Consider the following 13,598-nt stretch of genomic DNA (forward strand, 5'->3'; position numbering starts at 1 on the left):
GCGCGGCGCATGAGCAGTTCGAAGGAGGCCTCCGAGGCCGAATACTCGTAGCCCACGGCCTCCTTCTCCTTGATCTCGCGCAGGATCTCCAGCACCTCGGGCGAGCCCTTTTCCAGGGTGATGCCGTATTCCTTGGCCTTGAAGAGGATGTTGGCCTGGCCCGACATGTCCGAGAGCACCACCTGGCGCAGGTTGCCCACCTTTTCGGGCTGCACGTGCTCGTAGAGGCTGGAGTCCTTGACCACGGCGGCCACGTGCACCCCCGCCTTGTGGGTGAAGGCGGACTCTCCCACATAGGGCTGGCGCGCGAAGGGCACGCGGTTGGCCACCTCGTCCACGAAGCGCGAGGTCTCGGTGATCAGGTGCAGGCGGCCCTTGGGCAGGGCCTGGCGCTTGAGCTTGAGCTCCAGCGTGGGGATGATGGAGCAGAGGTTGGCGTTGCCGCAGCGCTCGCCGAAGCCGTTCATGGTGCCCTGCACCTGCACGGCCCCGGCCTGCACGGCCATGAGGGAGTTGGCCACGGCCATGTCGGTGTCGTTGTGGGCGTGGATGCCGATGCGCGCAAGGGGGAGGGTCTTTGTGACGTGGTCGCAGATCTTGCGCACGTCGCAGGGCAGCGTGCCGCCGTTGGTGTCGCAGAGCACCAGCACGTCGGCCCCGGCCTGGTGGGCGCGTTTCAGGCACTCCATGGCGTAGTCGCGGTTGGCGCGGAAGCCGTCGAAGAAGTGTTCGGCGTCGAAGAAGAGTTCCTTGCAGCGCGGGCGCAGCCAGGCAAGGGAGTGCTCGATGAGCTCCAGGTTGCGTTCTGGCTCCACGCGCAGGGCCTCCAGGGCGTGGCGGTCCCAGGTTTTGCCGAAGATGGTGATCACCGGGGCCTGGCTGGCGGCCAGGGCCTTGAGGTTGGGGTCGTTCTCGGCGGCGTGCTTGGCCATGTGGGTGGAGCCGAAGGCCGCGATGCGCGAGTGCTTGAGCGTGAGGGCCTGGATGTCCTCGAAGAAGCGCTTGTCGGTGGGGTTGGAGCCGGGCCAGCCGCCCTCGATGTAGTCGATGCCCAGGTCGTCGAGCTTCTGGGCGATGCGCAGCTTGTCTTCGGCGGTGAGGTTGATGTCCACGGCCTGCGCGCCGTCGCGCAGGGTGGTGTCGTAGATCTGGACCTTGACCATGCTCTCCCCTTGCCGGGCTGTCCGGCGAGTCGTCCCCGGGCTGGCGGCTGCCGTCGTGGGCGTTGGCCGCGAAAACGTCCGCCGCCGCTTTCGGGCAGGAGGCAACGCCTCCCGTCTCTTGAGCAGGAGGCAATGCCTCCCGTCGCTTCGGCAGGAGGCCGACCTCTCCGGCAATCCGGGAGGAGCCGGACCTCCCGGCAGTCCGGGCCGGAAGGGGGACGCGGCGGCGTCCCCCCCTTGTCCGGCGCTCGACGGCCGCGCTAGCAGGCGGCCTTGAGTTCCTTGTCCAGTCCGAAGGCGGTGTGCAGGGCGCGCACGGCCAGTTCCACGTACTTCTCGTCGATCAGGCAGGTGATCTTGATCTCGGAGGTGGCGATGAGCTTGATGTTCACGTTTTCGTCGCACAGGGCCTGGAACATGGTGGAGGCCACGCCGGAGTGGTTGCGCATGCCCACGCCCACCACGGAGACCTTGGCCACGTTGGTGTCGTGCTGCACGGATTCGGCCCCGATTTCGTCGCCGACGCCCGCGAGGATGGCCAGGGTCTGGTCCAGGTCGCCCCGGGAGACGGTGAAGGTCATGTCGGTGTAGCCGTCGTGGCTGGTGTTCTGGATGATCATGTCCACGAGGATGCGCTTGGCGGCGATGGCGCCGAAGATGGTGGCGGCCACGCCGGGCTTGTCCTTCACCTTGTAGACGGTGACGCGGCACTGGTCGCGGTCGAAAGCGATGCCCGAAATCACGAGATCTTCCATCATGGCGTCGTCCTCCTGGGTGACCAGCGTCCCCGGGTCGTCGGTAAAGGTGGAGCGCACCCGCACGGGCACGTTGAATTTCTTGGCGAATTCCACCGAGCGGATCTGGAGCACCTTGGAGCCGGAGCTGGCCAGCTCGAGCATCTCGTCGTAGGAGATGCGGTCGAGCTTGCGCGCGGCGGAACAGACGCGGGGATCGGTGGTGAACACGCCGTCCACGTCGGTGTAGATCTCGCACACGTCGGCCTTCACGGCGGCGGCCAGGGCCACGCCGGTGGTGTCGGAGCCGCCGCGTCCCAGGGTGGTCATTCGTCCCTTGCAGTCCACGCCCTGGAAGCCCGCCACCACGAGCACGTCGTGGTCTTCCAGCAGGTTGCGCAGGCGCGCTTCGTCGATGCTGATGATGCGCGCCTTCATGTAGGCGTCGGTGGTGGTGATGGGAATCTGCCAGCCCTGCAGCGACTTGGCGCGGATGCCCTCGGACTTGGCCAGGAGGGAGAAGAGCGCGATGGAGACGTTCTCGCCGTTCACCACCAGGGCGTCCATTTCTTCGGGGTCGGGCTTTGCCGAGAATTCGTTGGCCAGTCCGATGAGCTTGTTGGTCTCGCCGGCCATGGCCGAGAGGACCACGATGACCTTGTAGCCCTCGTCCAGGCCCTTTCGCACCCGCGAGAGCACCTTGCGCATCCGTTCCAGCCCGGCGACCGACGTGCCGCCGTACTTCTGTACCATGATTTTCATGACGAGCCGCTCTGTGAAGAGGTTGCGTTGATCCGTTGCAGCCAGCGCGCGGCCCACGGCCCGTTGGCCGTGAGCGTCGCCTCGCGCCCGTCGCCTTGTTCCTCCAGGCGCACCAGCAGATGGTCCGCAGGCAGGAAGCCGGGCGGCAGGTACTCGGCCCATTCCACCACGAGAAGGCGCGCCGCGCCCGCGTGGAGGCTTTCGAGGATTTCGTCCAGATCGGCCCCGGGCAGGCCTTCGCCCAGCCGGAAGAGGTCGACGTGCACCACCTGGGGCGTGGTGGGGTAGACGTTGGCCAGATTGAAACTCGGAGAGGCCACCTCGGCCTGGTCGCCGCCGGGCAGCGCCTCCACGAGTCCCCGCGTGAGCGTGGTTTTGCCCGAAGCGAGCCCGGCCTGCAAGCACAGCGCGGGATTGTCCCACCCCTCGGGCAGGCTGCGGGCCATGGCCGCGCCCAGGGCCAGGGTGTCGGGCTCGCCGGGCAGGAAAAGCCCGGCCACGGCTACTTCCTGGCGGAAAGGGTGCGCAGGATGTCCTCCATGCCGATCACGCCGCACACCCGGCCCGCGTCCATCACCGGCACGGTGTGGAAGCCGCGGTCCACCATGAGGGTGGCCACGTCCTCAACGGGGGTTTCGGGCGTAACGGTCTGGGGATCGGGGGTCATGGCCTTGGCCACGCTGATGGCGGCGATCTTTTCCATCTCGCGGTCCAGGTCGGCCATGGAGGTCATGGGCACGAGCCCGTCGAGCAGGGTGAACACCGTGGGAAGCGAGAGCCGCTTCTGCTGGGCCACCAGGTCCGACTGGCAGAGGATGCCCACCAGTGCCCCGGAGGCGTTCACCACCGGGCAGCCGTTGATGCGCTTCTCCAGAAGCGTCTGGGCGGCCTCCGCGATGGAGGTCTCGGGCGTGAGGGTGACCACCTGGGCGGTCATGATGTCTTTAGCTTTCAGCATCGAGCCACTCCGTGAGGGCGCGGGGCAGGGCCTGGACGATCTCGGAGGCCAGGTTGCCCCGGTAGGGGAATTCGCCGGACACGAGACGCCCGGCGAGTCCGTGCCAATACACCCCCAGGCAGGCGGCTAGCAAGGGGGAAACGCCACGGGCCAGCAGGCTCCCGGCCACGCCCGAGAGCACGTCGCCGGAGCCGCCCACCGCCAGGTTGGGCTCCGAGAAGGGAGAGACGTACACCGTCCCGGCGGGGTCGCCCCCCTGGCTGATCAGGGACGCCGGGCCCTTGAGCACCACGGCCGCTCCGGTGCTTTCGGCCAGGCGGCGCACGCATCCGGCGCGGTCGGCCTCGATCTCCGGAATGGTGAGCCCGAGCATCCGGGCCGCCTCGCCGGGGTGCGGGGTGATGATGGCGCGCTCCAGGGGCCTGGGATGCGCGGCCAGCCAGAAGAGGGCGTCGGCGTCCCACACGGCGGGGGGCAGGGGGCCGCCCCGGAACAGGGCCTCCAGGAACCGGGCCGCGCCGGGCGTGCGTCCCAGGCCCGGGCCGATCACCAGGGCGTCCCAGGCGTCCAGGCGCTCACGGATCGGGACGGCCATGGACGCGTCCCACTGTTCGCCCTCGCCCAGGGGGAGGGTCATCACGTCGGGGCACCCGGCCTTGAGCACGGGCTCGAGCCCGCGCGGGCAGGCGGCCGTGACCAGCCCCGCTCCGCAGCGCAGCGCGCCCAGGGCCGAGAGGAAGGGCGCTCCCGTGAGCCCGGGCGAGCCGCCCAGCACCAGGAGCCTGCCCGCAGCGCCTTTGTGCATGGCCGGGTCGGGCAGGGGGAGCATGAGCGCCAGTTCCGGGGCCAGGAGGCGGTGGGCGGGGGGCAGGGCCTCGCGCACGGCCCGGGGGATGCCGATGGGGCGCACCAGGAGCTCCCCCACGTAGGGCGAGGCCTGGGGCAGGGCCAGGCCCAGCTTGGCGGTCTCGAAGCTCACGGTGGCGTCTGCGATCACGGTGGGGCTGCCCGGGCGGCCCGTGAGCCCGCACAGGCCCGAAGGGATGTCCAGGGCCAGCACGAAAGAGCGTTCGCCCAGGCGGTTCACGCCCTCCATGAGCGCGGCCATGTCCGGCCTGGGCGCGCCCGCGAGGCCCGTGCCCAGCAGGCCGTCCACCACGGCGTCGGGCGGCCGGACCTGGGACTCTTCCAGTGCCTGGGCGGCCCGGAGGATCTCCACGCCCGCGCGCCGGGCCAGGCGCAGGTGGAAGCCCGGAGCCCCCTTGTAGGCCCCGGCGGGCCGGGCAAGGCCCAGCACCACCTCGGCCCCGGCGTCGTGCAGGTGCCTTGCCAGGGCCACGGCGTCGCCGCCGTTGTTGCCGGGTCCCGCCAGGCAGAGCACGGATTTGCCGCGCACCCCTTCCAGCTTCTCCGTCAGGGCGTGCAGGGCCTCGCGGCTGGCGTTCTCCATGAGCAGCTCGGTCTTCAGGCCCAGGCGCGCGGCCTCGCGGTCCCAGGCGTTCATCTCGGCCGGGGTGAGCAGGGGAGACGTGAGCAGAGGATCGATCATGGCCTTGGGCCTCGCGTTCAGGGTGCTTCGAGCGCCACCACGGCGGCGGCGGTGTCGCGGCCGTGGGTGAGGCTCACGTGGGAGTGGGTGACGCCCAGGGCCTTGGCCCGCTCCAGGGCCGCGCCGGAGAGGCGCAGCACGGGCCTGCCCGAGGGCTCCGAGAGGATTTCGATGTCCTTGAAGGTCACGCCGCCGGAGATCCCCGTGCCCAGGGCCTTGGCGGCGGCCTCCTTGGCGGCGAAGCGCGCGGCCAGCCAGGGCACGACGTTGCGCGGGCGCTGGGCGATCTCGTCGCGGGAGAGGATCTTCTGAAGGAAACGCTCGCCGTAGCGCTCCAGGGAGGCGCGGATGCGGTCCAGCTCCGCCACGTCGATGCCAAGGCCCACGATCATGGAGTGTCTTCTTATATAAAGAAATTGTACAAGTTTGTCCACTCAGGGAGTAGATTGTGCGGAGTTCGGTGTCGCTGAATGAGTCGAACGATATTGTCGCGAAATGAATAACATGAGTCAAATCCAATGCTTCTCAAAAAAGGGTCCATGGAGAGTAATAGATCTTTTCCAGCAAAGTGATAAAGAAAGGAGTTATTTGCAAACCGGTGGCCATTTGGCCCGTGGGTTGGCTTATTCTTTCTGTATTTTGCCAGTACTGCTTCGGTATTAATTTTAGACTTTTCAACATAGTTTCTAATGTTTTGGTGGATGCCGAACTTACAGTCTCGATCGCCGTAGCTTGAAGGAAATTTATATTTGTCACCGCCATGCTCAGTGCCCCACGTGTTGTCTAATGATGCAAACATGCGTGATTGTGAAAGCGCTCTTCGTGCAGATGTGTAGAGTTGTAGCTTATGCGCTGATTTTAAGAGTGCGTCAGTATATGCATATATGTCGTCAATGTTTCTTGTAGGTAGTTGTTGTATGAGTGTTGGGTCGATTATATAGTTCTCGATTTCTTTCCGTTCCCATTTCCAGCCAAAATGCTGTAAGTTTCCGTTAACTTTTTCATTCCATTGTATCGGATGGTTTGAGATGAGTGTTTCTGCATCGTCAAAGTCGCGGTCACGTATTCCCCATGCGTATGGACTGTGTTGGTTAGTCTTTCTCTTGTGAAGGATAGCATTTCGAACATCGCTCTTGGATCCAGATGCGATGATTTTGCAGTTGTCTAGGATTGCGCCAATGATGCGCATGTCAATCCCCTGATCTTTGCCTTCGCAGAAAATTTCAAAGCTCATCTTGCTATTCCGTGTAATGGGTGTGCTATGTTAAAGTAAAAACTTCTTCGTGTGCAAAGAACCCTTTTACGGCGCTTGAGTGTGTCGAAAGTAAAAACTGGCATGTTGGGCTAATGCGTAGTAGTTGCTTTGAAAACTGTTGCGCAAGCGATTCGTGGAGATTTAGTCCGAGTTCGTCGATGATTACAATTGATTTGAATATGTTGAAGTTTACAAAGTCGAATATGATCGGCAAAACTTCTTGTTCTCCTGCCGAGCATTCTCCTAGTTCGTATGTGTTTATGCCGTCGTTTAGGAAAAACTTGTCTTCAATGTCCTGTGATACGTTGTTGTTCGGTATCGGTCCGATAAATCTACGGTCAGGGAAGGCGTGGCGAAAGTGCTGCTCGACCTGGTTAAACTTGCTTGTCGCGATGTTGTCGATGTTGTTGAGTCTGCGGTAGTAATCCCACTTTAAAAGCGTATTTCTAATAAATCTGATTCCTTTCTCCTGGTTTCTTCTGCCTCCGATGATATCTCGTGTTGTTTCCCTGTCAGAGTATTTTGATGACACTGTTTCAAGGTTTCTGAACTGATCATACCAGAATATGCCTGGGAGATTGTTGAATGTTTTGTATAAATCGGTTCGTTGCTGGACAATTCTTCTCAGGTAATACCTGCCCCTGAATTGAAATAGTTCTCTTGAGCTCTGCGCTGTGCATTTGTGCCCATCGAAGTGAAGTGTAACTTCTTTTGAGTCGCCCGGTTTCTCGAAGTTTCTGTCGAAAGTTTGTTCCCTATACCATTCGTTCGCGACAATTTGTGTAGCTTCAATCTCGTCGTCGTCAAAAGATACAGTGAGTAGGACGTCAGGTGATCCATTTCTGTGGAGACCACTTTCATCAAAGCCAGCCCATAGGAAGTCGTTTGCACTGGAAATGCGTTTGCATGCTAGCGCAAGGGTTATTGCTGCCGCTTGCAGAAGAGAACTCTTTCCTCGGCCATTCTCGCCAACAATGAGCAAACGGTCGTTTAAATCTCTTATATTGTCGTTGAAGAAGTCGATGGTTAGAGTAATAGATCTTTTCCAGCAAAGTGATAAAGAAAGGAGTTATTTGCAAACCGGTGGCCATTTGGCCCGTGGGTTGGCTTATTCTTTCTGTATTTTGCCAGTACTGCTTCGGTATTAATTTTAGACTTTTCAACATAGTTTCTAATGTTTTGGTGGATGCCGAACTTACAGTCTCGATCGCCGTAGCTTGAAGGAAATTTATATTTGTCACCGCCATGCTCAGTGCCCCACGTGTTGTCTAATGATGCAAACATGCGTGATTGTGAAAGCGCTCTTCGTGCAGATGTGTAGAGTTGTAGCTTATGCGCTGATTTTAAGAGTGCGTCAGTATATGCATATATGTCGTCAATGTTTCTTGTAGGTAGTTGTTGTATGAGTGTTGGGTCGATTATATAGTTCTCGATTTCTTTCCGTTCCCATTTCCAGCCAAAATGCTGTAAGTTTCCGTTAACTTTTTCATTCCATTGTATCGGATGGTTTGAGATGAGTGTTTCTGCATCGTCAAAGTCGCGGTCACGTATTCCCCATGCGTATGGACTGTGTTGGTTAGTCTTTCTCTTGTGAAGGATAGCATTTCGAACATCGCTCTTGGATCCAGATGCGATGATTTTGCAGTTGTCTAGGATTGCGCCAATGATGCGCATGTCAATCCCCTGATCTTTGCCTTCGCAGAAAATTTCAAAGCTCATCTTGCTATTCCGTGTAATGGGTGTGCTATGTTAAAGTAAAAACTTCTTCGTGTGCAAAGAACCCTTTTACGGCGCTTGAGTGTGTCGAAAGTAAAAACTGGCATGTTGGGCTAATGCGTAGTAGTTGCTTTGAAAACTGTTGCGCAAGCGATTCGTGGAGATTTAGTCCGAGTTCGTCGATGATTACAATTGATTTGAATATGTTGAAGTTTACAAAGTCGAATATGATCGGCAAAACTTCTTGTTCTCCTGCCGAGCATTCTCCTAGTTCGTATGTGTTTATGCCGTCGTTTAGGAAAAACTTGTCTTCAATGTCCTGTGATACGTTGTTGTTCGGTATCGGTCCGATAAATCTACGGTCAGGGAAGGCGTGGCGAAAGTGCTGCTCGACCTGGTTAAACTTGCTTGTCGCGATGTTGTCGATGTTGTTGAGTCTGCGGTAGTAATCCCACTTTAAAAGCGTATTTCTAATAAATCTGATTCCTTTCTCCTGGTTTCTTCTGCCTCCGATGATATCTCGTGTTGTTTCCCTGTCAGAGTATTTTGATGACACTGTTTCAAGGTTTCTGAACTGATCATACCAGAATATGCCTGGGAGATTGTTGAATGTTTTGTATAAATCGGTTCGTTGCTGGACAATTCTTCTCAGGTAATACCTGCCCCTGAATTGAAATAGTTCTCTTGAGCTCTGCGCTGTGCATTTGTGCCCATCGAAGTGAAGTGTAACTTCTTTTGAGTCGCCCGGTTTCTCGAAGTTTCTGTCGAAAGTTTGTTCCCTATACCATTCGTTCGCGACAATTTGTGTAGCTTCAATCTCGTCGTCGTCAAAAGATACAGTGAGTAGGACGTCAGGTGATCCATTTCTGTGGAGACCACTTTCATCAAAGCCAGCCCATAGGAAGTCGTTTGCACTGGAAATGCGTTTGCATGCTAGCGCAAGGGTTATTGCTGCCGCTTGCAGAAGAGAACTCTTTCCTCGGCCATTCTCGCCAACAATGAGCAAACGGTCGTTTAAATCTCTTATATTGTCGTTGAAGAAGTCGATGGTTAGGTTTTCAAGTCGCTTGAATTTATTGATTTGTATGCATTTGATTTTCATAGGGTGACCTCGTCATTCAGTAAAAGAAGAGATGATCCCAGCCATGGTCCCCACGGCCTCGGTGACGCCCGTGAGCACGGCCCGCGAGATGATGCTGTGGCCGATGGAGTATTCGCTCACGCCGGCCACGTCCTTGAAGGCCCAGATGTTGTCGTAGTTGAGTCCGTGGCCCAGGTTCACCTTGAGGCCCAGTTCGCGGCCCAGGCGGATGCCCGCGAGCACGCGCTCCAGTTCGCGCTGGCGGTCCTGGGGCGTGGGGGCGTCTGCGTAGGCCCCGGTGTGGATCTCGATGTAATCGGCCCCGATGGCCCTGGCTGCCTCGATCTGGGCTGGTTCGGCGTCGATGAACAGGCTGGAGCCGATGCCCGCGGCGTGGAGCGGGGCCAGGAAGTCCGCCAGCTCCTTCTCGCGCCCGGCGCAGGCCAGGCCGCCCTCGGTGGTGAGCTCCTGGCGCTTCTCGGGCACCAGGCAGACCATGTGGGGCTTGATGCCCAGGGCCAGGCGGCCCATTTCGGGGGTGGCGGCCATTTCCAGATGGAGGCGGGTCTTGACGAGCTGGCGCAGGAGGGCCACGTCGCGGTCCTGGATGTGGCGGCGGTCCTCGCGCAGGTGTACGATGATCGCCCTGGCCCCGGCGATCTCGGCCAGGTGGGCGGCGGTGACGGGGTCGGGCTCCTGGGCCAGGCGGGCCTGGCGCAGGGTGGCCACGTGGTCGACGTTTACGGCCAGAATGGGCATGGACGTTCTCCTTGCGTTCCGTATCAAACGTGCCGTATATCTTTTGCGCTCACCAGCCACAAGCTCTTGTTGACAAAGCTCCCCGGCGCTCGTATCGGGTGCTGCCCCTTGGGGGCTCAGAAACCAAACACGAAATGGAGATGCGCGGATATGAACCTGTGCATTGTGGGAACCGGCTATGTCGGCCTCGTCAGCGCCGCCTGCTTCGCCGAAATGGGCAACGACGTCTGCTGCGTGGACATCAATCCCGAAGTTGTGGAAAACCTTAGGAAAGGCAAGGTTCACATCTTCGAACCCGGCCTGGACGAAATCGTCAAGCGCAACACCGAGCAGGGACGCCTGAAGTTCACCACGTCCATCAAGGAAGGCATGGAGCATGCCCTCTTCGTGTTCGTGTGCGTGGGCACTCCTTCCAAGCCCGACGGCTCGTGCGACCTCTCCTATGTCTACCAGGTGGGCAAGGAGATCGGCCAGAACATGCAGGACTACAAGATCGTGGTGGACAAATCCACCGTGCCCGTGGGCACCGCCGACAAGATGCGCTCCATCATCGCCGAGGAGCTCAAGACGCGCGGCCTGTCCCTGGAGTTCGATGTGGTCTCCAACCCCGAGTTCCTCAAGGAAGGCGACGCCGTCAACGACTTCCTCAAGCCCGACCGCGTGGTGGTGGGCACCGAGAACGTGCGCACCGCCGAGCTGCTCAAGGCCCTCTATTCGCCCTTCGCCCGCAGCCGCGACAAGCTCATCGTCATGAGCGTGCGCTCCGCCGAGATGACCAAGTACGCCGCCAACTGCATGCTGGCCACCAAGATCTCCTTCATCAACGAGATCTCCAACATCTGCGAGCGCGTGGGCGCCGACGTGCGCGACGTTCGCGTGGGCATCGGCAGCGACCACCGCATCGGCTACCAGTTCATCTACCCCGGCATGGGCTACGGCGGCTCCTGCTTCCCCAAGGACGTGAAGGCCCTCATCGACACCTCGCGCCAGTACGAGTTCGAGCCCCAGCTGCTGGCCTCCGTGGACGAGGTGAACAACCGCCAGAAGCACGTGCTCTCGGGCAAGCTCCTCAAGTACTTCGAGCCGCAGGGCGGCGTGGCCGGCAAGACCCTGGCCATCTGGGGCCTGGCCTTCAAGGCCAACACCGACGACGTGCGCGAGGCCGCCGCGTTCGAGCTCATCCGCGACCTCACCGCCAAGGGCATGAAGGTGCGCTGCTTCGACCCCGTTGCCGGTCCCAACACCCGCAAGGAGTTCGAGGGCGACCCCAACGTGGAAGTGGTGGACGAGCAGTACGCCGCCCTGGACGGCGCGGCCGCCCTGGCCGTGGTCACCGAGTGGAACCAGTTCCGCAACCCGGACTTCGAGCGCATCAAGAAGTCGCTCAAGGCGCCGCTGATCTTCGACGGCCGCAACCTCTACTCGCCTTCCTTCATGGGCGAGCTGGGCTTCGCCTACTTCTGCATCGGCCGCAAGGACCCCAAGTAGTTCAAGCGACCAGAGAACGCCGCACGGGGCCGCCGGGAAACCGGCGGCCCCGTTTTGTTTGAAGCGTCCAGTCGCCGGATGTCCGTCGGCTCCGTTTCCCCCCATGTCACGTGTCTCCGGAGGGCAGGCGGATCGCTTCGGAAGAGGCCGCCGCCGTGCGGCCCGCCGCGCGCCGCAGTTTCGCGTGCAACGCATCAGGACTCCTGCCGCACCCGTGCGCGAGGGGCATCCGGCCGGACCGGCTCTCGTGGAGCCCGCGCCTGTTCCCCTGGCCGACGTTTCCTGCTATCGTGGCGTGAAGGCCCGCCCGGCGTCCGCGCGCGGCCTTGTCCCGGCGGCCCGCTTTCCGCCAAACCAGGCAGGGAGGACTCCATGACCCACGACAACCGCAAGCGCAGCCGCGTGCCCATGGACATCGAGGCCGTCCTGGCCTGGGGCGCCCTCCACAAGCACCCCGTGCGCATCCTGAACATGAGCCTCAAGGGCGTGCTCTGCGAGCCGGAGCCGGATCTCGGCCGGGTGGACCTGTGCACACTCACCATCAGCCTGAGCAGGTCCATCGGCTTCCAGGTGGAGGCCCGCGTGGTGCGAAACGACGCCACCGGCCTGGCCCTGGACTTCGAGAGCATGGACGAGGAGGCCTTCCTCCACCTGCGCAACCTCGTGCGCTACCACTCGGACGATCCCGACGCCATCGACAGGGAGCTTGTCAGGCCCGCCTTCATCGTCGCCGGGAAACACTAGCGGCCGACCGGAAGAGGCCTCGCCGCCTTGGGCGGAGGGAGGGGCCGGGCTTGCGTGGGGCAATCGCGCGGAAGCTCTGTTATTCGTCCTGAGGCGTTGATTTCGCGCAGGCAGCGGGAGGTGGTCTTCCCGGGCGGCGATTCAGGAGGAACACCCCGATCCATGGATGAAACCGTTGGAGAACATTTCGTGTTCTTCAACATCGCGCCATTGGTCTGTTCCGGCCGCGGGGGTCAGTGGGTCAGGCCGTTGCCGCCGTGGCTTTCCTTCACGGTCTGCTGGGGATGGAAGTGCAGCTTGATCTCCTGGCCGGGCAGTTCTTCCATGGTGTAGGTGCCCGAGAGGCCCAGCTCCAGGTCCAGTTCCGAGGCCCGCGAGTAGAGCGTCAGGGCGGCCAGGGCGGCCTTGTCGGGGGGGCAGTCCTGGTTGAAGCACAGAAGCAGCAGGCCGTCGTCCTTGGAGTCGAGCACCAGGAAGAGGTTGTGCTCCACGAAGTGGATGCCGTCGAAGGCGTGGGTGGTTTTGAGACCCAGGGGGGCGAGCAGGGCGTTGATGGTGTCGGTGGATGTCATGGCGGTCCTTGCGGCGTTTGGAGAGCCGTCTTGTAACGGCAGTGCGCCCGTCATGCAAGCGCCGTCCCCTCCGGGCTTGCCAGGGACGGCCCCGCATGTTTTCCTGGCCGGACGACGCCTCAAGGAGAATGCACCATGGACAGCGTTCAGTCCGTCATGACCCCCCTCGAAGCCCTGCCGTCGGTGTCCCCCGAGACCTGCCTGCTCGATGCGGCCGAGGCCCTCAAGAAGAGCGCCTCCGACGCCCCCGTGCCCCTCATCGTGGCCGTGCGCGACGCCTCGGGCCGGATGCTGGGGGCGCTGGGCATGGTGGACCTCCTGCGCGGCCTCAACCCCGAGTACGCCCGCGACGGCTTCTTCGACGCCATGAAGGAACAGGGCATGGGGCAGGGTCTGGTGGGCTTTTTCCTGGAGGAGGTGAACCTCTCCCCACAGACCCTGGAGGCCCTCTCCGAGCGGGCCGCCGCGCTCACGGTGCAGGACCTGCTGCACCCCCCCACACGCGAGGAGACCATCGACGCCGAGTCCACCGCAGACGTGGCGGTGGACCTCATGGTGCTGCGGCGCAGGGACTACCTCCTGGTTGTCCGCAAGGGCGAGGTGCTGGGCGTGGTGGACGCCGCCGGGGTGTTCGACGCCCTCATGCGCCGCGCCGCGCGCTGCGCCCGCTAGGGACGCGTCGCCCGGCGCGGGCAGGAAGGGACGCCGCGCCCGGGCTACCAGCCCAGCACGTAGTAGCGCAGATAGAGATAGGCCATGGAAATGGCCACGGTCAGAAACATCACCGGCATGCCGTACTTCATGAAGCGCACGAAGG

General features: G+C 61.4%; 15 protein-coding genes. 3 read left to right on the forward strand and 12 right to left on the reverse strand.

The window, feature by feature from the left end; translation table 11 throughout:
- From cimA to ACV4UX_RS13285, 11 genes are all read right to left on the reverse strand, one after another.
- Window positions 1-1,163 (reverse strand): citramalate synthase (cimA, locus tag ACV4UX_RS13235; protein WP_491593751.1); only part of this gene is annotated, 1,163 nt, incomplete at its 3' end.
- A 260-nt stretch (window positions 1,164-1,423) separates the two neighbouring features.
- Window positions 1,424-2,659 (reverse strand): aspartate kinase, encoded by a 1,236-nt coding sequence (locus ACV4UX_RS13240; RefSeq protein ID WP_491593752.1) that lies wholly within the window; start codon window positions 2,657-2,659, stop codon window positions 1,424-1,426.
- Window positions 2,656-3,159 (reverse strand): tRNA (adenosine(37)-N6)-threonylcarbamoyltransferase complex ATPase subunit type 1 TsaE, encoded by a 504-nt coding sequence (tsaE, locus tag ACV4UX_RS13245; RefSeq protein WP_491593753.1) that lies wholly within the window; start codon window positions 3,157-3,159, stop codon window positions 2,656-2,658. Before tsaE ends, ACV4UX_RS13240 begins: the two co-directional genes overlap by 4 nt.
- Before the next feature lie 2 nt (window positions 3,160-3,161).
- Complete coding sequence (locus tag ACV4UX_RS13250) at window positions 3,162-3,617, reverse strand: CBS domain-containing protein (RefSeq protein ID WP_491593754.1); 456 nt, start codon at window positions 3,615-3,617, stop codon at window positions 3,162-3,164.
- Complete coding sequence (locus ACV4UX_RS13255) at window positions 3,604-5,166, reverse strand: NAD(P)H-hydrate dehydratase (RefSeq protein ID WP_491593755.1); 1,563 nt, start codon at window positions 5,164-5,166, stop codon at window positions 3,604-3,606. The genes ACV4UX_RS13250 and ACV4UX_RS13255 overlap by 14 nt, the downstream gene beginning before the upstream one ends.
- A 17-nt stretch (window positions 5,167-5,183) precedes the next feature.
- Window positions 5,184-5,558: a holo-[acyl-carrier-protein] synthase gene (locus ACV4UX_RS13260; protein ID WP_491593756.1), complete on the reverse strand. Its 375-nt coding sequence runs from the start codon at window positions 5,556-5,558 to the stop codon at window positions 5,184-5,186.
- 11 nt (window positions 5,559-5,569) lie between these two features.
- Window positions 5,570-6,400: a hypothetical protein gene (locus ACV4UX_RS13265; RefSeq protein WP_491593757.1), complete on the reverse strand. Its 831-nt coding sequence runs from the start codon at window positions 6,398-6,400 to the stop codon at window positions 5,570-5,572.
- A 25-nt stretch (window positions 6,401-6,425) separates the two neighbouring features.
- Window positions 6,426-7,403: an AAA family ATPase gene (locus ACV4UX_RS13270; protein ID WP_491593758.1), complete on the reverse strand. Its 978-nt coding sequence runs from the start codon at window positions 7,401-7,403 to the stop codon at window positions 6,426-6,428.
- 44 nt (window positions 7,404-7,447) lie between these two features.
- On the reverse strand, window positions 7,448-8,140 hold the full coding sequence (locus tag ACV4UX_RS13275; RefSeq protein WP_491593759.1) for a hypothetical protein: 693 nt from the start codon (window positions 8,138-8,140) through the stop codon (window positions 7,448-7,450).
- A gap of 25 nt (window positions 8,141-8,165) precedes the next feature.
- Window positions 8,166-9,239 (reverse strand): AAA family ATPase, encoded by a 1,074-nt coding sequence (locus tag ACV4UX_RS13280; RefSeq protein ID WP_491593760.1) that lies wholly within the window; start codon window positions 9,237-9,239, stop codon window positions 8,166-8,168.
- A gap of 12 nt (window positions 9,240-9,251) precedes the next feature.
- A complete protein-coding gene (locus tag ACV4UX_RS13285; protein ID WP_491593761.1) occupies window positions 9,252-9,977 on the reverse strand; it encodes a pyridoxine 5'-phosphate synthase in 726 nt (241 codons plus the stop codon).
- A gap of 150 nt (window positions 9,978-10,127) precedes the next feature.
- Here ACV4UX_RS13285 and ACV4UX_RS13290 point away from each other — a divergent pair, with 150 nt between their 5' ends.
- Window positions 10,128-11,465 (forward strand): UDP-glucose dehydrogenase family protein, encoded by a 1,338-nt coding sequence (locus tag ACV4UX_RS13290; protein ID WP_491593762.1) that lies wholly within the window; start codon window positions 10,128-10,130, stop codon window positions 11,463-11,465.
- 372 nt (window positions 11,466-11,837) lie between these two features.
- A complete protein-coding gene (locus ACV4UX_RS13295; RefSeq protein ID WP_491593763.1) occupies window positions 11,838-12,209 on the forward strand; it encodes a PilZ domain-containing protein in 372 nt (123 codons plus the stop codon).
- 233 nt (window positions 12,210-12,442) lie between these two features.
- Here ACV4UX_RS13295 and ACV4UX_RS13300 read toward each other — a convergent pair whose 3' ends face one another.
- Window positions 12,443-12,781: a hypothetical protein gene (locus ACV4UX_RS13300; protein WP_173085946.1), complete on the reverse strand. Its 339-nt coding sequence runs from the start codon at window positions 12,779-12,781 to the stop codon at window positions 12,443-12,445.
- 135 nt (window positions 12,782-12,916) lie between these two features.
- Between ACV4UX_RS13300 and ACV4UX_RS13305 the strand changes: the two genes are divergently transcribed.
- Window positions 12,917-13,453 carry a CBS domain-containing protein gene (locus ACV4UX_RS13305; RefSeq protein WP_491593764.1) on the forward strand — a complete coding sequence of 179 codons (537 nt, stop codon included), beginning with the start codon at window positions 12,917-12,919 and terminating at the stop codon, window positions 13,451-13,453.
- Window positions 13,454-13,598: the final 145 nt, after the last annotated feature.

It is taken from the genome of Fundidesulfovibrio sp. (assembly GCF_058402725.1).

Excerpts from the sequence above, each read along its gene's own strand:
- ACV4UX_RS13240 (WP_491593752.1), bottom strand. The coding sequence starts at position 2,659 with ATGAAAATCATGGTACAGAAGTACGGCGGCACGTCGGTCGCCGGGCTG.
- ACV4UX_RS13305 (WP_491593764.1), top strand. The coding sequence starts at position 12,917 with ATGGACAGCGTTCAGTCCGTCATGACCCCCCTCGAAGCCCTGCCGTCG.
- ACV4UX_RS13280 (WP_491593760.1), bottom strand. The coding sequence starts at position 9,239 with ATGAAAATCAAATGCATACAAATCAATAAATTCAAGCGACTTGAAAAC.
- ACV4UX_RS13285 (WP_491593761.1), bottom strand. The coding sequence starts at position 9,977 with ATGCCCATTCTGGCCGTAAACGTCGACCACGTGGCCACCCTGCGCCAG.
- ACV4UX_RS13295 (WP_491593763.1), top strand. The coding sequence starts at position 11,838 with ATGACCCACGACAACCGCAAGCGCAGCCGCGTGCCCATGGACATCGAG.
- ACV4UX_RS13260 (WP_491593756.1), bottom strand. The coding sequence starts at position 5,558 with ATGATCGTGGGCCTTGGCATCGACGTGGCGGAGCTGGACCGCATCCGC.
- ACV4UX_RS13275 (WP_491593759.1), bottom strand. The coding sequence starts at position 8,140 with ATGAGCTTTGAAATTTTCTGCGAAGGCAAAGATCAGGGGATTGACATG.
- ACV4UX_RS13250 (WP_491593754.1), bottom strand. The coding sequence starts at position 3,617 with ATGCTGAAAGCTAAAGACATCATGACCGCCCAGGTGGTCACCCTCACG.
- ACV4UX_RS13265 (WP_491593757.1), bottom strand. The coding sequence starts at position 6,400 with ATGAGCTTTGAAATTTTCTGCGAAGGCAAAGATCAGGGGATTGACATG.
- ACV4UX_RS13300 (WP_173085946.1), bottom strand. The coding sequence starts at position 12,781 with ATGACATCCACCGACACCATCAACGCCCTGCTCGCCCCCCTGGGTCTC.
- ACV4UX_RS13290 (WP_491593762.1), top strand. The coding sequence starts at position 10,128 with ATGAACCTGTGCATTGTGGGAACCGGCTATGTCGGCCTCGTCAGCGCC.
- ACV4UX_RS13255 (WP_491593755.1), bottom strand. The coding sequence starts at position 5,166 with ATGATCGATCCTCTGCTCACGTCTCCCCTGCTCACCCCGGCCGAGATG.